The organism is Streptomyces sp. NPDC086549, from assembly GCF_044746205.1.
Lineage (GTDB): Bacteria > Actinomycetota > Actinomycetes > Streptomycetales > Streptomycetaceae > Streptomyces.
The window spans coordinates 621629-643557 of record NZ_JBIVBS010000004.1 but is presented as its reverse complement, the minus strand read 5'-3'; the positions used below and the strand labels follow the sequence as shown (position 1 = coordinate 643557).

Below are 21929 nucleotides of genomic sequence, written 5' to 3'. Positions count from 1 at the left end.
GGGCCCCTCGTGCGTCTAACCGGACGCGGGCGGGGCCCGTTGTGCAGGCGCAGGGTGGGGAGGGCAGGAAATTGGCGCGGAGCAGTGTGCGGGGGGAGGTTCCCGCGGTGGAGGACACCATGTCGCTCACACCGCAGGAACCGGGCGCGGACGGCAGCGGCAGGCAGGGCGGCGGACGGCGCAGAGGTGGCCCGCAGGACGGGCAGCCGCGGCGCAGACGGCGCGCGTTGCGCTGGTCGGCGACCGTGCTGGCGGTGGTGATACTCGGGACGGCCGGCGCCGGATACCTGTATTACCAGCATCTCAACGACAACATCCGCAAGGGCCGGCGCGACATCGGCGACTCCAAGGCGCAGAAGACCGCGCCGAACGCGGCCGGCCAGACGCCGCTGAACATCCTGCTGATCGGCTCCGACAGCCGTAACTCCGACGCGAACGTGAAGCTCGGCGGCAGCAAGGACAGCCGGGGCAACCCGCCGCTCGGCGACGTGCAGATGCTCATCCATCTGTCGGCGGACCGCAAGAGCGCCGCGATGGTCAGCATTCCGCGTGACACCCGGGTCGACATCCCCAAGTGCACGAACCCCGACACCGGCAAGAAGTACGGGGCGACCAACACCATCATCAACGAGTCGCTGGCCCGCGGCGGTGCCGGCTGCACGCTGGCCACCTGGCAGAACCTCACCGGCGTCTACATCGACCACTGGATGACGATCGACTTCGCCGGTGTGGTGAGGATGGCCGACGCCATCGGCGGCGTCGACGTCTGCGTGAAGCAGAACGTGTCGGACCACCCGACGGCCGCGGTGCCCGGAGGCTCCGGCCTGAAGCTGACGGCGGGCACGCACAAGGTCAAGGGCAAGCAGGCCCTGCAGTGGCTGCGCACCCGGCACGCCTGGGGCAGCGACCTGATGCGGGCCCGGGCCCAGCACATGTACCTGAACTCGATGATCCGCACGCTGAAGCAGCAGAACGTCTTCACCGACACCGGGCGGCTGACGGATCTGGCCGAGGCCGCCACGAAGTCCCTTCAGGTCTCCGAGGAGATCGGCACGGTCAAGAAGCTGTACGACCTGGCCATGGAGCTCAAGTCGGTGCCGACGGACCGCATCACCTCGGTGACGATGCCGAACGTCACGGACCCGCGGAACACCGAACACGTCGTGCCGGACGGCGCCAACGCCGAGAAGCTGTGGCAGATGCTCCGCGACGACGTGCCGCTCGACAAGAACGGCAAGGCGTCCGGCGCGAAGAAGAAGACCACCACGAGCACGCCCACCAAGGCTCCCTCGGTCGCCCCGGCCCGGCTCGGCGTGCAGGTGCAGAACGCCACCCGGACCTCCAGCCAGCTGCCGGTCAGCCAGCGGGCGAGCGCGATCACCCAGGTGCTCGCGGGCAAGGGCTTCACCAGGGCCGCGGCGGACACGACAGCGGCGCTGTCCGAGGACCGGACGGTCGTGCAGTACCCGAGCGCGGATCTGGAGGGCGACGCCCAGGCCGTGGCCAAGGCGCTGGGCATCCCGATGAGTTCGGTGAAGAAGTCGACCGCCGTGTCGGGCGTCACCGTCGTCGTCGGCGCCGACTGGCGGACGGGGACGTCGTACCCGAAGGAGTCCGCGCCGAAGGCCGGCGACCTGCCCAGCAACTCCGACGCCATCAACGGCTCGGACAAGACGCAGTGCATGGACGTCTACAAGGTCTACCAGTGGTAGCACCCGCGTAGCGGGCACCCGGTGCCGGCGTCCACGCGCACCGCGGGACGCCGGCACCGCGAACTTTCGGGCGCACAGGTGACTCATACATGTCTGCAGAACAATGCGGGCGTGCCCAGGCCCGGTAGCCGGGCACCGGTGGATGGCGTGGGCGGGAGGCAGGCAGTGGTGCGGAGCAGTGTGCGGGGGGAGGTTCCCCCGGTCGAGGACACGATGTCCCTCGGGCAGCAGGGCCATGACGTACCGGACGGCGAGAGTTGGCTGGGCGACGGGCGGTCCAGAGGCAGAGCCGGGACCGGCGACGGCAAGCGGCGCGGACGGCGGGTCCTGCGCTGGTCGGCGATGGTCCTGACGGTGGCGATACTCGGTACGGCCTGCGCCGGATACCTCTACTACCAGCACCTCAACGCCAACATAAAGACGGACGCCCTCAACAACGGTGACGCCAAGGACCGGGCGGCCAAGCCGAAGGCGAACGCGGCGGGCCAGACCCCGCTGAACATCCTGCTCATCGGCTCCGACGGACGGAACACCGCCGCGGACCAGAAACTCGGCGGCGCCAAGGACACCTTCAACACCGCGCCCCGCGCCGACGTCCAGATGCTGCTCCACCTCTCGGCGGACCGCTCCAACATGTCGGTGGTCAGCATGCCGCGCGACACGCTGCTGCAGATCCCCAAGTGCACGGACCCCGACACCGGCAAGGTGTACGCGGCGAGCACCTCACTGGCCATGACGAACGACTCCCTGGGCCGTGGCGGCCCCGGCTGCACGGTGGCGACCTGGGAGAAGCTGACCGACATCCACATCGACCACTTCATGATGGTCGACTTCTCGGGCGTGGTGTCGATGGCGGACGCCATCGGCGGCGTCCCGGTGTGCGTGGACGCCAACATCTACTCGCACACCTCCACCGGCCACGGCTCGGGTCTGAAGCTGAAGAAGGGCACCACCTCCATCAAGGGCAAGCAGGCCCTGCAGTGGCTGCGTACGCGCTACGGCTTCGAGGACGGCAGCGACATCGCCCGTACCAAGGCCCAGCACATGTACATGAACTCGATGGTCCGCCAGTTGCGAACCAACGCCACCCTCAGCAACCCGGGCAAGCTGCGCGGCCTCGCCGAGACGGCCACCAAGGCGCTGACGGTGGACAACGGCCTCGGGACCGTGGCCAAGCTCTACGACCTGAGCACGGAGCTGAAGAAGGTCCCCACCAAGCGCATCACCATGACGACGATGCCGTGGGTGTACTCCTCGGACGGCAACCGGGTGCTGCCCAAGCCCACCGACGCGGCGAAGCTGTTCCGGCTGGTGCGCGAGGACATCGCGCTGGACGGCAAGGACAAGAAGAAGACCAGCAAGCCCAAGACGTCCACGGATCCGGCGGCGGCGGACGACGAGATCGCGGTGCAGGTGCAGAACGGCACGAAGAGCGGCGGCGGGACGGCGGTCACCGGCCGGGCGGGCACGATCGCCCGGCTGCTCGTCGGCAAGGGCTTCGACAAGGCGGTCGCGGACACCTCCACGCTGCTCGGCGAGGAGCGGACGGTCGTCCGTTACCCGAGCGCGGACCTGGAGGGGGACGCGCAGCGGGTCGCCAAGGCGCTGGGCATCCCGACGAGCCAGGTGAAGAAGTCGACGGATGTGTCCGGGGTCACGCTGGTGGTGGGCGCCGACTGGCGCTCGGGCACCAAGTACACCGCCGCACAGGACGACGACAAGACGCCGGAGTCGGCCAGCGCCCTCAACGGCGCGGACACCAAGGCCTGTATGCACGTCGACCCGGACTACACCTGGTCGTAGTCCGGGCCGGTGGCCGTCCGGTGAGGCTCGGCACGGTGCTCGGTGCGGTGCTCGATCCGCTGCTCGGCGCGGTGCTCGGTGCGCTGCTCAGTCCGCAGCTCGTTCGGCGCTGAGCACCGCCGGGCGGCGGGATGCGATGACCTTCCTGGCCAGCGACTTCGGGCTGGTCAGGAAGCCCCAGCCCCACGACATGTGCATGGTGGCGAGGGCGACGGGGATCTGCAGCCGGGCCTTCGACGGCAGCCCCTTGCCGGCCGGGACCGACCCGGCGACGATCGCCGCGAGATAGCCGCCGGGGATCGCGAAGCCCAGCGGGGTCAGGGCCGCGCCGATCACGATGCCCGCGGCGATGGCGCACACCGCGGCCGGCGGGGCGAGGTAGCGCAGATTGATGGAGCCCTCGTGGTAGCGCGCGACGACGTGCCGCCAGCGGCCGTAGTCCTTGTACTGCTTGGCGAGCGCCTTCACGCTGGGCCGCGGACGGTACGACACCTTCAGCTCCGGCGAGAACCAGATCAGCCCGCCGGCCTCGCGGATGCGGAAGTTCAGCTCCCAGTCCTGGGCGCGGATGAACTCCTCGTTGTAGCCGCCCTGCCGCTCAAGGGCCTCGCGCCGGAAGACACCGAGGTAGACGGTCTCGGCGGGACCGGCCTCGCCTCCCGTGTGGAAGGCCGCGTTCCCGACGCCGATCTTCGAGGTCATCGCGGCCGCGACCGCGTGCTCCCAGTCGTTCTCGCCCTCGGCGTGCATGATGCCGCCGACGTTCTGCGCGCCGGTCTCCTCCAGGAGCCGGACGGCGGTGGCGATGTAGTTCGGCGAGAGCATGCCGTGGCCGTCGACGCGCACCACGACCGGATGGCGGGAGGCCTTGATCGCGGCGTTGAGCGCGGCCGGCGTGCGGCCGGTCGGATTCGGGACGGTGTGCACGCGCTTGTTTTTATTAGGCGCAGTTTCGCGAACGAGCTCGGCCGCGATCTCGTCCGTGCGGTCCGTGGACGGACCGAGGGCGATCACGACCTCCATCTCGCCGGCGTACTCCTGCGCGAGGATCGCTTGGACGGCCCCGCGCAGATGCCGCTCCTCGTTGAGGACGGGCATGATCACAGAAACGGCGGGGAGCCGCACGTCGGGCATGGCGTTCATAGGGGGCTCACGTTACCGCGAACGGGCGACACCGGTGCGCGCCACCGGTCCGCTGCCGCGGGCCGGAGATCGTACGGGCCTACGGTGCTCACGATCCCACGTACGGCCCCGGGTCCAGAGCCCCGCGGAGGTTTCCTCATGCCCGCCACGCCGCCACGCTCCCCGGCACGGCCGCAGCGCCGCCCGCGACCGTCGCCCCAGCCGCCGCGTGCGCAGGCGCGGCCCAGACGGCGGAAGCGGCCGCGCTGGGCCATGCGGGCGGTGACCACCCTGTCCGTGGTGGTGCTCGCCTCCGCCGGGATCGGACACGCGGTGGTCACCAGCCTCGACTCGGGCATCGCCCGGGTCGACCCGTTCAAGGACATGAAGAACCGGCCGCAGGGGGGCCACGGAATGAACGTCCTGCTCGTCGGCACCGACGGGCGCGACAGGATCACGGAGCTGGAGCGGCGAAAGTACCGGCTCGGCGGGGCGCCCTGCCACTGCACCGACACGATCATGATCGTGCACGTCTCGGAGGACCGGGAGCGGGCGAGCGTGGTGAGCCTGCCGCGCGACTCGTACGCCCAGCTGCCCGAGCATGTCGACGAGACGACCGGCGAGCACCACGGACCGCATCCCATCAGGATCAACGCGGCGTATGCGGAGGGCGGGCCGCAGCTGACCGTGCGCACGGTCGAGAACATGACGCATGTGAAGATCGACCACTATCTGGAGGTCGACTTCACCTCTTTCATGAAGACCGTGGATGTGCTCGGCGGGGTCCGGATCTGCACGCCGGAGCCGCTGAAGGACTCGTACACCGGCCTCGACCTCCCGGCCGGCACCCACACCCTGATGGGCGGGGAGGCCCTGCAGTACGTCCGCTCCCGGCACGTCGACGGGGCGAGCGATCTGGGCCGGATGAAGCGGCAGCAGCGTTTCCTCGCGGCGCTGATCGACCGGGCGACCTCTTCCGGGGTGCTGCTGAACCCGCTGAGGTTCCGTGACGTGACGCGGGCCGTGCTGGGCTCGGTGCGGGCGGACGAGGGCTTCGGCACGGACGAGTTGCTGGACCTGGGCCGCGCGATGCGGCACTTCTCCCCTTCCTCCTCCGAGTTCACGACGGTCCCGATCGGCCGGATGGGATACCTCGTGCCGGGCATCGGCTCGACGCTGCAGTGGGACCGGGCCGGGGCGGAGAAGCTGTTCCAGTCGCTGCGCGACGACAAGCCGCTCACGGTGAACCGTCCGCCGCGCGGCGGCAGCCGGGCCGTACCGGTGGGGGTGGCCCCGCAGCAGATCCGCGTCCAGGTGGAGAACGGCACCGGAACCGACGGACTGGCCAGGCGCGTCGACGCGGCACTGGCCGCGACCGGCTTCGCCACCACCCGGCATCCGGTGACCTCGGCGAAGCACTCCGTGCGGCGCACGGTGATCGTCTACGACCCCCGGTGGGACCGCTCGGCCAGGTCGCTGGCGGCGGCCCTGCCGGGCAGCGAGCTGCGGGCGAAGCCCGGGCAGGGGGCGATGCTGAAGGTGATCGCGGGCGCGGACTTCAAGGACGTGCGGAAGGTGAAGGCGGACGACCCGGCCCAGGACGCCTCCGCGGTGGTGCGGGGCGACGAGGTGGTGTGCTCCGGGGGCGCGTGACGGCCTCGCCGCCAGAGCCTGTCCTGGTCGTCGGTCTCGTCAGTCCTCGAACCCCTCCGCCGCCCGCTTCTCGCGCAGTTCCATGATCTCTTGGCGGCGGGCGAGGCGGTGGGTGCGGCGGATCTCGGCCTCCTGGTAGCGGCGCTTGTCCCGTTCGGTCTCCGGGAGGACCGGCGGGACCAGGCGGGGCTTGCCGTCCGCGTCGACCGCGGCGAAGACCAGGTACGCGGAGCCGACCTGAGTGGCCGGGGTGGACTCGTTCCAGCGTTCGGCCAGGACCCGGACGCCGACCTCCATCGAGGTCCGGCCGGTCCAGTTGACCTGGGCCTTGACATGGACCAGATCGCCGACGCGGACCGGTTCGAGGAACGCCATCTCGTCCATGGACGCGGTGACGGCGGGGCCTCCGCTGTGGCGTCCGGCGACCGCGCCCGCCGCGTCGTCGACCAGCTTCATGATCACGCCGCCGTGCACCGTGCCCAGGAGGTTGGTGTCGTTGTGGGTCATGATGTGGCTGAGGGTGGTGCGGGACGCCGAAGTGGGCTTGCCTGGTATGTCCGTTGTGCCCGACTTTGCGGCGGGGGCCTGGTCTGTCATGAGCCCCACCTTATGCCGAAGCGACATTCGCGGAATTTGTGTCAGCTTCGCAACAGCGCCGCCCTGATTTCCCAACGCCCCTTGTAAGGGACACGGCCGCACCCTGCACACTGGGGCCCATGAACGATTGGCCCGAGGCATGGTCCGACGAGAACCGCGGCAACCGGTACGGACGCGGAAGCGCCAACGCGCAGCCTGAGGGCGCCCGCGTGATGCGCCAGGTACAGCGCGGCCCGGCGACTCCGCCCGGGCAGGGCGGGTACGGCAACGGAGGCCCGTCGGCACCGCCGTACGGCGCCGGCGTCCCGCAGCAGCCGTCGTACGGCCAGGGACAGGACGACGGCTACGGCGACTACGACAGCGGCTACAACACCGGCCAGGTGTACGGCGGCGGCGGTGGCGGCCGGGGCGGCGGCTTCGTTCCCAACGACAACGACCAGGACCCGGACGTCGGACGCTACCGCCCGCGGCCGAACTGGCGGCGCCGCATCAAGTGGACGGCGATCACCCTCGCCACCGTGCTGGTCGTCACATCCGTGGCGACCTACTTCTGGGCCGACTCCAAGCTCCACCGCGACGTCGACCTGTCGAAGGTCATCGACCGGCCGGAGGCGGGCGAGGGCACGAACTACCTGATCGTCGGCTCCGACAGCCGCAAAGGCATGACGGCCGCGGACAAGAAGAAGCTGCACACCGGTTCCGCCGAGGGCCAGCGCACCGACTCGATGATGATCCTGCACGTCGGCGACAGCGGCGACACGCTGATCTCGCTGCCGCGCGACTCCAACGTCACGATCCCGAAGTTCCAGGGCTCGGAGTCCGGCAAGATCAAGGGTCCGCTCGGTACGAACAAGCTGAACGCGGCGTACGCGTTCGACGGCCCGACGCTCCTCGTGCGCACGGTCGAGTACAACACCGGCCTGCACATAGACCACTACGTCGAGATCGGCTTCGCCGGTTTCGCGAGCATCGTCGACGCGGTCGGCGGCGTCGAGATCAACATCGACAAGGGCTTCAAGGACAAGTACTCGGGCGCGAACTTCAAGGCGGGCAAGCAGACGCTGAACGGCGAGGAGGCGCTGGCCTTCGTCCGCACCCGGCACGCCTTCGCGGCGAGCGACCTCCAGCGCACGAAGAACCAGCAGAAGTTCCTGTCGGCCCTGGCCCACCAGGTGGCCACCCCGTCGACGGTCCTGAACCCCTTCAAGTTCTACCCGACCATGGGCGCCGGCCTGGACTCCCTGACCGTCGACAAGGACATGAGCCTGTGGGACCTGGCGTCGATGTTCTGGGCGATGAAGAGCGTCAGCGGCGGTGAGGGCAAGTCCATGAACATGCCGATCTCCGGTTCCTCGGGCGGCAACCTCGTCTGGGACAAGGCGAAGGTGAAGACCCTGGTGGACGAGTTGAAGAACGACGACCCGGTCACGGTCTCCAGCAACTAGGCGGTACCGGCCGCACATACTCAAGGGCACCCCGTGGGGTGCCCTTGAGCGTTGTCCGGCGGGAGTCACATACGCGCGCCCGCCATCGTCCGGCACATCTCGGCGCAGCGGCGACACGCCTCCGCACAGCGCATCATCTGTGGGTCGTCCGGCATGGCCATACACGCCTCGGCGCACATGTCGCACGCCTTGGCACACATCGCACACATCTCGGCGGACATCGGCGAGCGGCGCATCATCATGTCCGCACACATCCGGGTCATTTCGGAGCAGTCCATGAGCGCGCGCATGACCTGCATCTGGGCCTGGCCGCCCATCTGCATGCAGGAGCTCATGGTCTCCTCGCAGATGTTGTGGCAGGACATGCACGCCTCGACGCAGTCCTGCATCTCCTTGCTCATGGCGCTCATGGTTCCGGGCTGGTTCATGGCTCCTCCTGAGAGGGAGAGGGACCCTGGGCGGGCCCCGTGTGCTTCCGTCCTACGCCCGACCGCCAAGTAGTGCCATTCGTGCTACGGCAGATTGCGCGCCATGACGATTCGCTGGACCTGGTTCGTTCCCTCATAGATCTGGGTGATCTTCGCGTCGCGCATCATCCGCTCCACCGGGTAGTCCCGCGTGTAGCCGTAGCCGCCGAGGAGCTGGACCGCGTCGGTGGTGACCTCCATGGCCACGTCCGAGGCGAAGCACTTGGCCGCCGCGCCCGCGAAGGTGAGGTCGCTGTCGCCGCGCTCGGACTTGGCGGCGGCCGCGTAGGTCAGCTGGCGGGCGGCCTCGATCTTCATGGCCATGTCGGCGAGCATGAACTGGATGCCCTGGAAGTCGGCGATCGGCTTGCCGAACTGCTTGCGCTCCTGGACGTAGCCCTTGGCGTAGTCGAAGGCGCCCTGGGCGACACCGAGTGCCTGGGCGGCGATGGTGATGCGGGTGTGGTCGAGGGTCTTCATCGCGGTCGCGAAGCCTGTGCCCTCCTCGCCGATGATGCGGTCGGCGGGGATGCGGACGTTGTCGAAGTAGACCTCGCGGGTCGGGGAGCCCTTGATGCCGAGCTTCTTCTCCGGGGCACCGAAGGAGACACCCTCGTCCGACTTCTCGACGACGAAGGCCGAGATGCCCTTCGAGCGCTTGGACGGGTCGGTCACGGCCATGACCGTGTAGTACTCGGAGACACCCGCGTTGGTGATCCAGCGCTTCACACCGTTGAGGACGTAGTGGTCGCCGTCGCGGACCGCCTTCGTCGTCATGCCGGCCGCGTCCGAGCCCGCCTCCGGCTCGGAGAGGCAGTACGAGAACATCGCGTCGCCCTTGGCCAGGGGCGACAGGTACCTCTTCTTCAGGTCCTCGGAACCGGAGAGGATCACCGGGAGCGAACCCAGTTTGTTCACCGCGGGGATGAGGGAGGAGGACACGCAGACGCGCGCCACTTCCTCGATCACTATCACCGTGGCCAGGGCGTCCGCGCCCGCGCCGCCGTACTCCTCGGGTACGTGCACGGCGTGCAGGTCGCCTGCGACCAGGGCGTCCAGGGCCTCCTGCGGGAAGCGGGCTTCCTCGTCCACCGCCGCGGCGTAAGGCGCGATCTTCGCCTCAGACAGGGAGCGGACGGCGTCGCGGAGCATGTCGTGCTCCTCGGCGGGGCGGTACAGGTCGAAGTCAGCCGATCCGGCCAAGGTCTCTCACGCTCCAAAGACGCAGTGATACTGACGCTAATTACCGTTAAGTAACTCAAATTTTAGGGGGCCGCTCACGGCACGCCTACGTGACCTTGGCGACAACGATGAAGTTGCCCCCGGAAGCACGCGGACATGCCCCGACTATGCTCGGGCCCGCGCAGCAGCGCACCGAATGACGTACCCCTCCTGGAGCACCCATGAGCCTCAAGATCACCGTGATCGGTACCGGCTACCTCGGCGCCACGCACGCCGCGGCCATGGCCGAGCTGGGGTTCGAAGTACTGGGTCTGGACGTCGTTCCCGAGAAGATCGCCATGCTGCAGCGGGGCGAGGTCCCAATGTACGAGCCCGGCCTCGAAGAGCTGCTGAGGAAGCATGTCGCGGGCCTGGAGGGATCCTCGGGGCGGCTCCGGTTCACCATGGACTGGGCCGAGGTCGCGGAATTCGGTGACGTCCACTTCGTGTGCGTCAACACCCCGCAGCGGCACGGGGAGTACGCGGCCGACATGACGTACGTCGACGCCGCCTTCGCCTCCCTCGCACCGCACCTGACCGGCCCCGCCCTGGTCGTCGGCAAGTCCACCGTGCCGGTCGGGTCCGCCGAGCGGCTGGCCGCCTGTCTGGCCGAGCACGCGCCCGCCGGCGCCGATGCCGAGCTGGCCTGGAACCCGGAGTTCCTGCGCGAGGGCTTCGCCGTCGAGGACACGCTCCACCCCGACCGGATCGTGGTGGGCGTGCGCAGTGAGCGCGCCGAGAAGCTGCTGCGCGAGGTGTACGCGACGCCGGTCGGCGAGGGCACGCCGTTCGTGGTGACCGACTTCCCGACCGCCGAGCTGGTGAAGACCGCCGCGAACTCCTTCCTGGCCACGAAGATCTCCTTCATCAACGCCATGGCGGAGGTGTGCGAGGCCGCCGGCGGCGACGTCGCCAAGCTGGCCGAGGCCATCGGGTACGACGACCGGATCGGGAAGAAGTTCCTGCGCGCCGGGATCGGCTTCGGCGGTGGCTGTCTGCCCAAGGACATCCGGGCCTTCATGGCGCGGGCGGGCGAGCTGGGGGCGGACCAGGCGCTGACCTTCCTGCGCGAGATCGACTCCATCAACATGCGGCGCCGCGGCCAGATGGTCGAGATGGCCCGGGAGGCGCTGGGCGGCGGATCGTTCCTGGGCAAGCGGGTCGCGGTCCTCGGCGCCGCCTTCAAGCCCGACTCGGACGACGTCCGGGACTCGCCCGCCCTCAACGTCGCGGGCCAGATTCACCTCCAGGGCGGCCAGGTCACGGTGTACGACCCGAAGGGCATGGACAACGCCCGCCGCCTCTTCCCGACGCTGGGGTACGCCGACTCCGCGCTCGCCGCCGTCCGGGGCGCCGACGTCGTGCTGCACCTGACCGAGTGGCGGGAGTTCCGTGAGCTGGACCCGGCGGCGCTGGGCGAGGTCGCGGCGGACCGGGTGATCCTCGACGGGCGCAACGCCCTCGACCCGGAGCTGTGGCGGCGGGCCGGATGGACGTACCGGGCGATGGGGCGTCCGACCGCATGAGATCCCGGAAACAGGCGACGCCGGTTCGGCCGAGGCTCAGTCGGCCGAACCGGCGTCTTGTTGCATTCTGCACCACGCGACCGCGTGATGACCGATGAACCAGCTGTGGGTTACCGCTCCTTGGCCCGGTACCGGCGCATCTTCGCGCGCGCCCCGCACACCTGCATCGAGCACCATCGGCCGCGGCCGGCCGGACTGCGGTCGTAGTACGCCCAATGACAGGTCACGGTCTCGCAGGCCTTGAGCCGGGTCCAGGTGCCCGCCACGAGCGCTTCCGCCACGGCTCCGGCGACCCGGGAGAGCAGCGTGGCGCCGTCGGCGGGGGCGAGGGCGGCCGAGCCGTCCCGCTCGTCGACCGCCACGCGGAGCGGGGCGCGGGCCAGCAGCTCGCCGAGCGGGGTGACCTCGCGGTGCGGCGGGTGGCCGGCGTGCGCGAGCAGCACGGCACGCAGTGACTCGCGCAGTTCACGGGCACCCGGCAGTTCGTTCTCCGCGAGCCCGAAGCGGGCACGGCCGTCCGGCGTGTCGAGCGAGTCGCCGCCGGACTCGATGTCGAGCGTGTTCACCAGGGACTCGACCAGGGCCAGGCCCCCGGGGGCGGGCGATCTCTCACTCATGGCCGTCTCTCACTCATGGCCTCGACGCTACCTTCCGGGAATTCCCTTGCGACGTTACCTCCCATGCGGGAGCATGCGGTAACGGTTACTGGTTACCCGCTTCTACAGGTAACACGTCTGTGGGTGACCCGGATTTCGAGGAGGAGTCATGGCTCTCGCCGAACTGGGCGTCGTCGTCCTTGACTGTCCCGACCCGCGCGCGCTCGCCGGTTTCTACGCCGGGGTGCTGGGCGGCACCGTCGAGGGTGACGGGGAGTGGGCCGACCTGAAGGTGCCCGGCGGGCAGGCGCTGGCGTTCCAGGCCGCGCCCGGGTTCGTACCGCCGAAGTGGCCCGCGCCGGAGGACTCGCAGCAGTTCCATCTGGACCTGGTCGTGGAGGACCTGGACGCGGCGGAGAAGGGGGTGCTCGAGCTGGGCGCGACACCGCTGGACGCGGAGGACCGCTCACGCACCTGGCGTGTGTACGCGGACCCGGCCGGGCACCCCTTCTGCCTGTGCCGGATCGAGCGGCCGTAGGGGACAGCGGCGGGGGCGGGGCGGCCGGTCGCATCGGCCGCCCCACCCCCGGCGATCAGCCGTCGAGCGTCTCGATCGTCGCGTTGGACGGCGCGCGGGTCGTCCGGAGGTCCCGTGCCACGTCCTCCGCCGCGCCCAGGACCCGTACCGCGTTCTGCCAGGTCAGCTTGGCGAGGTCGGGCCTGGACCAGCCGCGGTCCAGGAGTTCGGCCACGAGGTTGGGGTAGCCGGAGACGTCGTTCAGGCCGTCGGGGGTGAAGGCCGTGCCGTCGTAGTCGCCGCCGATGCCGAGGTGGTCGATGCCGGCGACCTCGCGCATGTGGTCGAGGTGGTCGGCGACCGTCGACACCGTGGCGATCGGGCGCGGGTTGCTCTCCTCGAAGGCGCGGTGCACCTTCATGGCCTCGGGGGTGGTGTCGAGGTGGTGGAAGCCGTGCGCGCGCATGTTGTCGTCCGCCGCCAGCGTCCAGTCGACCGCCGCCTGGAGCACGAACTTCGGCACGAACGTCACCATCGCGACGCCGCCGTTCGCCGGCAGGCGCTCCAGCACGTCGTCCGGGATGTTGCGCGGGTGGTCGCACACGGCACGGGCCGAGGAGTGGGAGAAGATCACCGGCGCCGACGTGGTGTCCAGCGCGGCCCGCATGGTCGTCGCCGCCACGTGGGAGAGGTCGACGAGCATGCCGAGGCGGTTCATCTCCCGCACGACCTCACGGCCGAAGGCCGACAGGCCGCCGACGTTCGGCTCGTCCGTCGCCGAGTCCGCCCACGCGTTGTTGTCGTTGTGGGTGAGGGTCATGTAGCGGACGCCGAGGCCGTACAGGCCGCGCAGTGTGCCCAGGGAGTTGGCGATCGAGTGGCCGCCCTCCGCGCCCATGAGGGAGGCGATACGGCCCTCACCGCGCGCGGCCTCCATGTCGGCGGCGGTCAGCGCGGGCGCCAGGTCCTCCGGGTAGCGCGCGAGCAACTGCCGTACGCAGTCGATCTGTTCCAGCGTGGACGGCACCGCGTCCGGCAGGTCCGAGCGCACGAACACCGACCAGTACTGCGCCCCGACCCCACCCTCGCGCAGCCGCGGGATGTCGGTGTGCAGATGGGCGTTCTGGTGGGCGGCGATGTCGCGGGCGTCGAGGTCGTAGCGGACCTGTTCGCGCAGCGCCCAGGGGAGGTCGTTGTGGCCGTCGACGACGGGGAACTCGCGCAGGAGTTCCCGGGCTTCCTCCAGCGAAGCCATCCGCGTCACTTCCCCGAGCCGAAGCCGAAGCCGCTCGGTCCCTCGACCTTGGCCCGCAGGCGCTTGCCCTTCTCGGTGGCCTGGTCGTTCAGCTCCTGCTGGAACTCCCGCATGCGGCCGAGCAGTTCCTCGTCGTGCGTGGCGAGGATGCGGGCCGCGAGGAGACCCGCGTTGCGGGCACCGCCGACGGAGACCGTGGCGACGGGGACACCGGCCGGCATCTGCACGATCGACATCAGGGAGTCCATGCCGTCGAGGTACTTCAGCGGGACCGGGACGCCGATGACCGGCAGCGGGGTGACCGAGGCGAGCATGCCGGGCAGGTGGGCGGCGCCGCCCGCGCCCGCGATGATCACCTTCAGGCCGCGGTCCGCCGCGTGCTCGCCGTACGAGATCATCTCGCGGGGCATGCGGTGCGCGGAGACGACGTCGACCTCGTACTCGATCTCGAACTCGTCGAGGGCCTGGGCGGCGGCTTCCATGACGGGCCAGTCGGAGTCCGACCCCATGACGATGCCTACAACTGGGCTCATTCGGTGATGGTGCCTCTCAGGTAGCCGGCAGCGTGACGGGCGCGCTCCAGCACGTCGTCCAGGTCGTCGCCGTAGGTGTTGACGTGGCCGACCTTACGGCCGGGCTTCACGTCCTTGCCGTACATGTGGATCTTGAGCTGGGGGTCGCGGGCCATGCAGTGCAGGTACGCGGAGTACATGTCCGGGTAGTCGCCGCCGAGGACGTTGACCATGACGGTCCACTTGGCGCGGGGGCGCGGGTCGCCGAGAGGGAGGTCGAGCACGGCCCGTACGTGGTTGGCGAACTGGCTGGTGATCGCGCCGTCCTGGGTCCAGTGGCCCGAGTTGTGCGGGCGCATCGCCAGCTCGTTGACGAGGATGCGGCCGTCGCGGGTCTGGAACAGCTCCACGGCGAGGTGGCCGACGACGCCGAGTTCCTTGGCGATGGTCAGGGCCATCTCCTCGGCCTGCAGCGCGAGAACCGGGTCGAGGTCGGGGGCGGGCGCGATGACCGTGTCACAGACGCCGTTCACCTGCTGGGACTCGACCACCGGGTAGGCGACGGCCTGGCCGTGCGGGGAGCGTACGACGTTGGCGGCGAGCTCGCGAACGTAGTCGACCTTCTCCTCGGCGAGGACGGGCACACCGGCCCGGAACGGGTCGTTGGCCTCCTCGGCGGACTCCACGACCCACACGCCCTTGCCGTCGTAGCCGCCGCGGACGGTCTTGAGGACGACCGGGAAGCCGTCGCCCTCGGCCGCGAAGCGGACGACGTCCTCGGGATCGGCCACGATCCGGTGCCGCGGGCACGGCACACCGATCGCGTCGAGCTTCGCGCGCATCACGCCCTTGTCCTGGGCGTGCACGAGCGCGTCCGGGCCGGGGCGCACGGGGATGCCGTCCGCCTCCAGGGCCCGCAGGTGCTCGGTGGGTACGTGTTCGTGATCGAAGGTGATCACGTCGCAGCCCCGCGCGAAGGCACGCAGCGTCTCCAGGTCGCGGTAGTCGCCGATGACGACATCGCTCACGACCTGTGCCGCGGAATCCTGAGGGGTGTCACTGAGGAGCTTGAACCTGATGCCCAACGGGATGCCCGCCTCGTGTGTCATACGAGCGAGCTGGCCTCCGCCGACCATGCCGACTACCGGGAACGTCACGCCCCTAGGGTATCGGCCGAGCCACCACGGCCGGATTCCACGCCTCCGGGCGGGCTTCCCGCCCTCGGTTTCGCCGGCTCTTGCCCGGCTTTTCCCTGGCTTTTCCCTGGCTCTTTCCAAGCTGTTTCCGACCTGTGAGCCCGTCCACAGGAAAGTCCGAACGTGGGTGGTTAGCATGGCTGGGCCGAAAGAAACCTACGGACGGGGGCCTGCACGACCATGGAACATCGTTCCTCGGGGCTGCAAAGACTCGTACGCGAGGTCGCGAAGTTCGGCGCCGTCGGCGGCGCGGGACTTCTTGTCAATCTCGGTGTGTTCAACCTGGTACGGCACGTCACCGACCTGCCGGTCGTCCGGGCGAGCGTGATCGCGACCGTCGTCGCGATCGTCTTCAACTACATCGGCTTCCGTTACTGGACGTACCGGGACCGTGACAAGGGCGGCCGCACCAAGGAACTCACCCTGTTCCTGCTGTTCAGCGTGGTCGGCCTGGTGATCGAGAACGGCGTGCTGTACGCGGCGACGTACGGCTTCGGCTGGGACAGCCCGCTGCAGAGCAACGTCTTCAAGTTCCTCGGCATCGGCATCGCGACGCTCTTCCGCTTCTGGTCCTACCGGACCTGGGTCTTCAAGACGCTCCCGGCCCGGGAGGCCGTCGCCAGCGCGGAGGCGTTCCTCGAAGAGGGTCCCGCTCCGAGACGGGCCACCCAGCGGGTCCCGTAGGGCCTGCCGGACTGCCGGACCCACCGGACCCGTCTCAGCGGACCGTCGGCCGCTCCTCGTCCGTCTTCCTGAGCGGAGGTGTGCGGGACAGGAACAGGCCGAACACCGGCGGCTGGGCCTGGAGCAGCTCCAGGCGGCCGCCGTCGGCCTCTGCCAGGTCGCGGGCCACCGCCAGGCCGATGCCCGTGGAATTCCGCCCGCTGATGGTCCGCTCGAAGATCCGGGCTCCGAGGTCGGCCGGGACTCCGGGGCCTTCGTCGGTCACTTCCACGACGGCCTGGTTCCCGGTGACGCGCGTGCGCAGCGCCACCGTGCCGCCACCGTGCATGAGGGAGTTCTCGATCAGCGCCGCCAGGACCTGGGCCACCGCGCCCGGAGTGCCGACGGCCCGCAGATGCCGCTTGCCGGAGCTGACGATCGCGCGGCCCGCGCTGCGGTAGGCGGGGCGCCACTCGGCGAGCTGCTGCTGGATGACCTCGTCGAGGTCGAAGGAGACGGCGGAGCCGGTGCGCGGGTCACGGGCGTTCGTCAGCAGTCGCTCCACCACGTCCGTCAGCCGCTCCACCTGCGTCAGCGCGACGTTCGCCTCCTCCTTCACCGTGTCCGGGTCGTCGGTGAGGGTGATCTCCTCCAGGCGCATCGAAAGCGCCGTGAGCGGCGTACGCAGCTGGTGGGAGGCGTCCGCGGCCAGTCGCCGCTCCGCCGTCAGCATGCGGCCGATGCGCTCGGCCGAGGAGTCCAGGACGTCGGCGACCCGGTCGAGCTCGGGGACGCCGTACCGCTTGTACCGGGGGCGCGGGTCGCCGGAGCCGAGGCGCTCGGCGGTCTCCGCGAGATCGGTGAGGGGGGAGGCGAGGCGGTTGGCCTGGCGTACGGCCAGGAGCACCGCGGCGATCACCGCGAGCAGCGCCACCGCCCCGATGATCAGCAGCGTCCGGCCGACCTCGCGGGTCACCGACGAGCGCGGCTCCTGGACGGTGACCGTATCGCCCTCCTCGCCCTGCTGGCTGGCGTGGATGACGTCGCCCTCCGGCTTGGTGCCGATCTCGATCGGCGCCTTGCCGGGGAGACGGATCACCGCGTACTGGCCCGCGGCGACCTGGTCGCGCAGTATCTCGGCGTTGACGTTCTCCGCGCCGAGGATCCGGCTGTCGACGATGCTGGCCAGGCGCACGGCCTCGGAGTCCACCCGTTCCTGGGCGCTGTTGCTGATGGTGCGGGTTTCGACGATGACGAGGGAGACGCCGAAGACGGCGATGACGACGAGCACGACCGCGAGGGTGGACTGAATGAGACGACGACGCACGGGGCCCTCCGGGCGATGGCTTTACGACGACCAGTGTGCCCCGGGCATCCGGACACACCGGTCCGGGGCAGCGCCCCGAGGGGCGCGGGGCCGCGTCGATATGCGGCTCCGCCGCGATGGGGGTCCCCCTGTTCGAGCGAAGCCGAGAACTTGGGGGAGCGACCAGCCCCGACGGCCCGCGGCCGCGCCGCCGCACAAGCCGCAACGGCGTGACGGCGTGACGGCGTGACGCGCATGGTCGGCCACGCCCAGCGGCAGCGTCTAGCTCTTCTCGAAACGGAACCCGACCCCGCGCACGGTCGCGATGTACCGGGGATTGGCCGCGTCATCGCCGAGCTTCTTCCGCAGCCACGAGATGTGCATGTCCAACGTCTTGGTCGAGGACCACCACGTCGTGTCCCAGACCTCGCGCATGAGCTGGTCCCGCGTGACGACCCGGCCCGCGTCGCGCACCAGGACCCGCAGGAGGTCGAACTCCTTCGCGGTGAGCTGGAGTTCCTCGTCACCCATCCACGCGCGGTGCGACTCGACGTCGATGCGCACGCCGTGCGTCGCCGGCGGCTGCTGCGGCTCGGAGGCGCCGCGCCGGAGCAGGGCCCGGACACGGGCGAGCAGTTCGGCGAGCCGGAAGGGCTTGGTGACGTAGTCGTCGGCGCCCGCGTCGAGACCGACGACGGTGTCCACCTCGTCGGCGCGGGCGGTCAGGATGAGGATGGGCACGGTGTGGCCTTCGGCACGCAGCCGGCGGGCGACCTCCAGGCCGTCCATGCCGGGCAGGCCCAGGTCCAGCACGACCAGGTCGACGCCGCCCTGCATTCCGGCGTCGAGCGCGGTGGGGCCGTCCTCGCGCACCTCGACCTCGTAACCTTCCCGGCGCAGGGCACGGGCCAGCGGCTCCGAGATGGACGCGTCGTCCTCGGCGAGCAGTACACGGGTCATGAGGTGATGGTAGTCCGCCCGCGCGCGGTGCTGGGGTGTGATCGGCTGGCGGGATTCTTACCTTGGGGCACAGTGGTACGAACCTATGGCCGATAGGTGCGACCGTAGGAGAGACCTTCGAAACCGGGTGTGAAGTTCCTGTGACACCTGTGATCCGCGTCTCAAGTCCTTCCATATCCGGCAGTGTCCTGACGTAAAGTGACCGTGAACGCCTGTAGTACACCGGTGACCTTTGGCGGACATTGACGCTGAAGGTCTCTTTTGTGTGCGGGCCGGCTCTCCGTCGGCCTTGAAAGGAATGACCTCTGGCCGGGCTCCGAACGCACCTACGCGTCGCGGGGCGTGGATCCCGGTGGTCGCCGTCCGCCGCCCCGCGATCCGGGGTGGACTCCCCTTGGGCGTGGGGTGGACGGACCGACCCGCCGGTGCCGGCCGCACTCCCCCCACCGGGCGCGCAACGCTCCAGCAGCGCGTCCCGACCAGCAAGGAACGACATGGCGTCCAGCCTGACGAAGGACTCGGTCCATCCGGGCACCCCCGGTTCCGAGAAGACCTTCTTCGGCCACCCCCGCGGACTGGCCACCCTCTTCATGACCGAGATGTGGGAGCGGTTCTCCTACTACGGCATGAAGGCTCTGCTCCCGCTGTACCTGGTGGCCGACAACGGCCTCCACCTCAGCGACGGCACCGCGATCACGATCGCCTCGGTGTACGTGTCGCTGGTGTACCTGCTCGCCCTTCCCGGCGGCTGGTTCGCGGACCGCGTGCTCGGCCCCCGCAAGACGGTCGCCGTCGCGGGTGTGATCATCATGCTCGGCCACATCACCCTGGCCGTGCCGGTGCCCGGCATCTTCTACGTCGGTCTCGCCCTGGTGGCCCTCGGTTCGGGCCTGCTGAAGGCCAACATCTCGACGATGGTCGGCCACCTCTACGACGGCCCGAGCGACCCGCGCCGCGACGGTGGCTTCACCGTCTTCTACGTCGGCATCAACACGGGCGCCTTCGCCGCGCCGCTGATCATCGGCACCGTCGGTGAGAAGGTCAACTGGCACCTGGGCTTCGCGCTGGCCGCGCTCGGCATGGCGCTGGGCCTGGCCCAGTACCTGCTCGGCACCCGCCACCTGAGCGAGCGCAGCAGCGTCGTTCCGACGCCGATGTCCGCCGCGGAGAAGTCCGCCACCCTGCGCAAGGGCCTGGTCTGGCTGGCCGTCGCCGTGGTCTTCTACGGCGTCGTCGGCTTCAGCGGCCACTTCACGCTCAACTGGGCCATGATCCCGCTCACCATCATCGGTCTGATCGTTCCGATAGTGGTCATCGCCCGCATCAAGCGGGACCGGGACCTGGACTCCGCCGAGCAGTCGCGGGTTTCGGCGTACATCTGGTTCTTCGTGGCCGCGGCCGTCTTCTGGATGATCTACGACCAGGGCGCCACGACCCTGTCGATCTTCGCCGACTCGTCGGCCGACAACAGCGTCTTCGGCTGGGAGTTCCCGGTCTCCTGGTACCAGTCGGTCAACCCGGTCATGATCATGGCCGCGGCGCCGGTCTTCGCCTGGCTGTGGCTGTGGCTGAACCGGCGTGACAAGGAGCCGAGCACGGCCGTGAAGTTCGCGATCGGTCTCGTCCTGATCGGTGCGTCGTTCTTCCTCTTCCTCGTTCCGCTGTCGATCGCCGGTGGCGGCCACAAGGCCGCGGCGATGTGGATCGTCGCGATCTACTTCGTCCAGACGATCGGTGAGCTGACGCTGTCTCCGGTGGGTCTGTCGGTCACCACGAAGATGGCACCGGTCAAGTACGCCTCCCAGATGATGGGCGTGTGGTTCCTCGCGGTCACCGCGGGCGACTCGGTCACGGCCCTGCTGTCCAACCCCGCCGTCGGCGGCGTCAACCTCGACACGAAGGGCTTCGTGGCCCTGGAGGCCATACTCGCCGTCCTCGCCGGTGTCGCGGTGTGGATGTACCGCGGCAAGGTCAAGAAGCTGATGGGCGACGTTCACTGACGTACGTCCCGGGCTCTACGGAGGGCCGTCGCATCCTCGCGGATGCGACGGCCCTCCGGGCGTTTCAGCGCGTGCGCCGTCCCGGCATGAACGTGAACACCGCCGCTCCCAGCAGGATCGCCGTGCCCGCCACCAGGCCGAGGGCCTTGAGCGCGCCGTGGTCGCCCGAACCGGTCTCGGCCAGGCCGCCGCTGCCGCTGCTGCCGGACGAGGAGCCTCCCGACGTCGACGAGCCGCCGGACGCGCCGCTCGCCTGTTCGCTGGTGTCCAGGGTGAGCGAGACCTCCGTCTTCGTCGGGGTGCACGTCGTCGTCGTGCCCAGGGCCTTGATCGTCAGTACGCCCGGGGAGAGGCTCGAGGAGCCGCTCGCGCCCGGCTTGTAGGTGCCGGTCAGGTCCGGGATCTCGATCGGGTCGCCGGACTTGATGGCGGAGGAGTTCGTCGGGCCCTCGACATGCACCGTGCCCTTGTCCGCGCCGCCCAGGACCACCTCCATCGACGGCTTCACGGAGTCCTTCGGGATGTCGGCCGGGCTGTTCATCACCGACTTCTTGAACTGCACGGTGAGGTCGAAACTCCCGCCGTCCTTCTTGGCGTTGATCTGCACCGGCGAGGTCGCGTTCTTGTCGCCGATGGGCGTCTTGCAGGCGTAGGGGACCTGGACCTCCTTGCCGGGGAAGTCGGTCTGGCCGGTGCCGTCACTCGGGCTCGCGCTCGCACTCGACGACGCGGAGGCGGACGCGCTGGAGGTGCTCGTCTGCGTGGGCGTCGCCGACTGTGTGGCCGAGGTGGTCGACGTCGGCGTCGTACTCGACGAACTCCCGCCCCCCGCCGACACCTCGATGGTCGCCGCCTTCTGCACGGTCTGCGTCGGCGTGCACTTGGTGTCGGTCGACAGGGCATTGACGGTGTACGCGTCCGGCGTCAGCGCCACCTCACCGGGCGCCGTGAGCTTCAGGGTGCCCTTCATGTCGGACAGCACCATGGCGCCGCCCTTGGGAATCGCCGGGTTCTCCCGCGGTCCCTGCATCGCTATGTCGGCGGTCTGCGCGCCGGCCGCCTTGAGGGTGCCGGACGGCTGGACGGAGTTCGCGGGCAGGTCGATGATGTTCGGGTTCTTCGACGCGGCCTGCACGAACTTCCACACCACGTCGACCGTGTCGCCCACCTTCGCCGTGGCCGGCGCGGTGATCTCGACCTTGGTGGTGCCGTCGACGGGGTCGATGCCCGCGGGCGGCACACAGTGCGTCGCGAACGACACCTCGGCGGCCTGGGCGGGTGTGGCGACCATACCCAGCAGGAGTCCCGCCCCGCCCAGCACCAGCACGGCCCCCGCCGCGCCCGCCCTCCGTACGCCGCCGGGCCGGCCGGCCGGTGT

At 69.8% G+C, this 21929-nt stretch carries 19 protein-coding genes; 8 read left to right on the top strand and 11 right to left on the bottom strand.

Annotation, left to right across the window (positions count from 1 at the left end):
- Positions 1-119: 119 nt before the first annotated feature.
- Both ACIPSA_RS17820 and ACIPSA_RS17815 read left to right on the top strand, forming a co-directional pair.
- Positions 120-1712, top strand: a complete 1593-nt coding sequence (locus ACIPSA_RS17820) for an LCP family protein (protein WP_402635325.1) — start codon at positions 120-122, stop codon at positions 1710-1712.
- A gap of 342 nt (positions 1713-2054) precedes the next feature.
- A complete protein-coding gene (locus ACIPSA_RS17815) occupies positions 2055-3515 on the top strand; it encodes an LCP family protein (RefSeq protein WP_402635476.1) in 1461 nt (486 codons plus the stop codon).
- Between the two features lie 87 nt (positions 3516-3602).
- Here the strand turns inward: ACIPSA_RS17815 and ACIPSA_RS17810 are convergent, their stop codons facing one another.
- Positions 3603-4658 carry a glycosyltransferase family 2 protein gene (locus ACIPSA_RS17810; RefSeq protein ID WP_402635322.1) on the bottom strand — a complete coding sequence of 352 codons (1056 nt, stop codon included), beginning with the start codon at positions 4656-4658 and terminating at the stop codon, positions 3603-3605.
- 138 nt (positions 4659-4796) lie between these two features.
- Between ACIPSA_RS17810 and ACIPSA_RS17805 the strand changes: the two genes are divergently transcribed.
- Positions 4797-6290, top strand: coding sequence for an LCP family protein (locus ACIPSA_RS17805; RefSeq protein ID WP_402635319.1), 1494 nt, complete (start codon positions 4797-4799; stop codon positions 6288-6290).
- 39 nt (positions 6291-6329) lie between these two features.
- Here the strand turns inward: ACIPSA_RS17805 and ACIPSA_RS17800 are convergent, their stop codons facing one another.
- Positions 6330-6887, bottom strand: a complete 558-nt coding sequence (locus ACIPSA_RS17800) for an acyl-CoA thioesterase (RefSeq protein ID WP_402635316.1) — start codon at positions 6885-6887, stop codon at positions 6330-6332.
- 119 nt (positions 6888-7006) lie between these two features.
- Between ACIPSA_RS17800 and ACIPSA_RS17795 the strand changes: the two genes are divergently transcribed.
- Complete coding sequence (locus tag ACIPSA_RS17795) at positions 7007-8332, top strand: LCP family protein (protein WP_402635313.1); 1326 nt, start codon at positions 7007-7009, stop codon at positions 8330-8332.
- A gap of 65 nt (positions 8333-8397) precedes the next feature.
- Here the strand turns inward: ACIPSA_RS17795 and ACIPSA_RS17790 are convergent, their stop codons facing one another.
- Both ACIPSA_RS17790 and ACIPSA_RS17785 read right to left on the bottom strand, forming a co-directional pair.
- On the bottom strand, positions 8398-8760 hold the full coding sequence (locus ACIPSA_RS17790; protein ID WP_402635310.1) for a four-helix bundle copper-binding protein: 363 nt from the start codon (positions 8758-8760) through the stop codon (positions 8398-8400).
- Positions 8761-8844: 84 nt separating this feature from the next.
- Positions 8845-10002 (bottom strand): acyl-CoA dehydrogenase, encoded by a 1158-nt coding sequence (locus ACIPSA_RS17785; RefSeq protein WP_402635307.1) that lies wholly within the window; start codon positions 10000-10002, stop codon positions 8845-8847.
- 200 nt (positions 10003-10202) lie between these two features.
- Here ACIPSA_RS17785 and ACIPSA_RS17780 point away from each other — a divergent pair, with 200 nt between their 5' ends.
- Positions 10203-11546 carry a UDP-glucose dehydrogenase family protein gene (locus tag ACIPSA_RS17780; RefSeq protein ID WP_402635304.1) on the top strand — a complete coding sequence of 448 codons (1344 nt, stop codon included), beginning with the start codon at positions 10203-10205 and terminating at the stop codon, positions 11544-11546.
- Between the two features lie 110 nt (positions 11547-11656).
- On the opposite strand, the gene ACIPSA_RS17775 is transcribed toward ACIPSA_RS17780, so the two are convergent.
- Positions 11657-12163 (bottom strand): CGNR zinc finger domain-containing protein, encoded by a 507-nt coding sequence (locus ACIPSA_RS17775; protein WP_402635301.1) that lies wholly within the window; start codon positions 12161-12163, stop codon positions 11657-11659.
- 148 nt (positions 12164-12311) lie between these two features.
- On the opposite strand from ACIPSA_RS17775, the gene ACIPSA_RS17770 reads away from it, so the two are divergent.
- Positions 12312-12680, top strand: coding sequence for a VOC family protein (locus ACIPSA_RS17770; RefSeq protein ID WP_402635298.1), 369 nt, complete (start codon positions 12312-12314; stop codon positions 12678-12680).
- 55 nt (positions 12681-12735) lie between these two features.
- Here the strand turns inward: ACIPSA_RS17770 and ACIPSA_RS17765 are convergent, their stop codons facing one another.
- From ACIPSA_RS17765 to ACIPSA_RS17755, 3 genes are read right to left on the bottom strand one after another with little or no spacing between them, the layout of a single operon-like run.
- Complete coding sequence (locus ACIPSA_RS17765; protein ID WP_402635295.1) at positions 12736-13914, bottom strand: dipeptidase; 1179 nt, start codon at positions 13912-13914, stop codon at positions 12736-12738.
- Positions 13915-13919: 5 nt separating this feature from the next.
- A complete protein-coding gene (gene purE / locus ACIPSA_RS17760; RefSeq protein ID WP_402635292.1) occupies positions 13920-14447 on the bottom strand; it encodes a 5-(carboxyamino)imidazole ribonucleotide mutase in 528 nt (175 codons plus the stop codon).
- Positions 14444-15583 (bottom strand): 5-(carboxyamino)imidazole ribonucleotide synthase, encoded by a 1140-nt coding sequence (locus ACIPSA_RS17755; RefSeq protein WP_402635289.1) that lies wholly within the window; start codon positions 15581-15583, stop codon positions 14444-14446. The genes purE and ACIPSA_RS17755 overlap by 4 nt, the downstream gene beginning before the upstream one ends.
- A 219-nt stretch (positions 15584-15802) precedes the next feature.
- Here ACIPSA_RS17755 and ACIPSA_RS17750 point away from each other — a divergent pair, with 219 nt between their 5' ends.
- On the top strand, positions 15803-16306 hold the full coding sequence (locus ACIPSA_RS17750) for a GtrA family protein (RefSeq protein WP_402635286.1): 504 nt from the start codon (positions 15803-15805) through the stop codon (positions 16304-16306).
- Between the two features lie 34 nt (positions 16307-16340).
- Here ACIPSA_RS17750 and ACIPSA_RS17745 read toward each other — a convergent pair whose 3' ends face one another.
- Together ACIPSA_RS17745 and ACIPSA_RS17740 are read right to left on the bottom strand one after the other, a co-directional pair.
- Entirely contained in the window at positions 16341-17612 is a 1272-nt protein-coding gene (locus ACIPSA_RS17745; RefSeq protein ID WP_402635283.1) for an ATP-binding protein, read from the bottom strand.
- A gap of 261 nt (positions 17613-17873) precedes the next feature.
- Positions 17874-18551 carry a response regulator transcription factor gene (locus ACIPSA_RS17740; RefSeq protein WP_402635280.1) on the bottom strand — a complete coding sequence of 226 codons (678 nt, stop codon included), beginning with the start codon at positions 18549-18551 and terminating at the stop codon, positions 17874-17876.
- A 494-nt stretch (positions 18552-19045) separates the two neighbouring features.
- On the opposite strand from ACIPSA_RS17740, the gene ACIPSA_RS17735 reads away from it, so the two are divergent.
- Complete coding sequence (locus tag ACIPSA_RS17735; protein WP_402635278.1) at positions 19046-20551, top strand: peptide MFS transporter; 1506 nt, start codon at positions 19046-19048, stop codon at positions 20549-20551.
- Between the two features lie 64 nt (positions 20552-20615).
- Here the strand turns inward: ACIPSA_RS17735 and ACIPSA_RS17730 are convergent, their stop codons facing one another.
- Positions 20616-21872: a hypothetical protein gene (locus ACIPSA_RS17730; protein ID WP_402635473.1), complete on the bottom strand. Its 1257-nt coding sequence runs from the start codon at positions 21870-21872 to the stop codon at positions 20616-20618.
- Positions 21873-21929: the final 57 nt, after the last annotated feature.

Coding starts and splice junctions, on each gene's coding strand:
- ACIPSA_RS17790 (WP_402635310.1), bottom strand. CDS start 8,760: ATGAACCAGCCCGGAACCATGAGCGCCATGAGCAAGGAGATGCAGGAC.
- ACIPSA_RS17750 (WP_402635286.1), top strand. CDS start 15,803: ATGGAACATCGTTCCTCGGGGCTGCAAAGACTCGTACGCGAGGTCGCG.
- purE (WP_402635292.1), bottom strand. CDS start 14,447: ATGAGCCCAGTTGTAGGCATCGTCATGGGGTCGGACTCCGACTGGCCC.
- ACIPSA_RS17795 (WP_402635313.1), top strand. CDS start 7,007: ATGAACGATTGGCCCGAGGCATGGTCCGACGAGAACCGCGGCAACCGG.
- ACIPSA_RS17805 (WP_402635319.1), top strand. CDS start 4,797: ATGCCCGCCACGCCGCCACGCTCCCCGGCACGGCCGCAGCGCCGCCCG.
- ACIPSA_RS17765 (WP_402635295.1), bottom strand. CDS start 13,914: ATGGCTTCGCTGGAGGAAGCCCGGGAACTCCTGCGCGAGTTCCCCGTC.
- ACIPSA_RS17770 (WP_402635298.1), top strand. CDS start 12,312: ATGGCTCTCGCCGAACTGGGCGTCGTCGTCCTTGACTGTCCCGACCCG.
- ACIPSA_RS17820 (WP_402635325.1), top strand. CDS start 120: ATGTCGCTCACACCGCAGGAACCGGGCGCGGACGGCAGCGGCAGGCAG.
- ACIPSA_RS17735 (WP_402635278.1), top strand. CDS start 19,046: ATGGCGTCCAGCCTGACGAAGGACTCGGTCCATCCGGGCACCCCCGGT.
- ACIPSA_RS17810 (WP_402635322.1), bottom strand. CDS start 4,658: ATGAACGCCATGCCCGACGTGCGGCTCCCCGCCGTTTCTGTGATCATG.
- ACIPSA_RS17815 (WP_402635476.1), top strand. CDS start 2,055: ATGGTCCTGACGGTGGCGATACTCGGTACGGCCTGCGCCGGATACCTC.
- ACIPSA_RS17740 (WP_402635280.1), bottom strand. CDS start 18,551: ATGACCCGTGTACTGCTCGCCGAGGACGACGCGTCCATCTCGGAGCCG.
- ACIPSA_RS17800 (WP_402635316.1), bottom strand. CDS start 6,887: ATGACAGACCAGGCCCCCGCCGCAAAGTCGGGCACAACGGACATACCA.
- ACIPSA_RS17775 (WP_402635301.1), bottom strand. CDS start 12,163: ATGAGTGAGAGATCGCCCGCCCCCGGGGGCCTGGCCCTGGTCGAGTCC.
- ACIPSA_RS17780 (WP_402635304.1), top strand. CDS start 10,203: ATGAGCCTCAAGATCACCGTGATCGGTACCGGCTACCTCGGCGCCACG.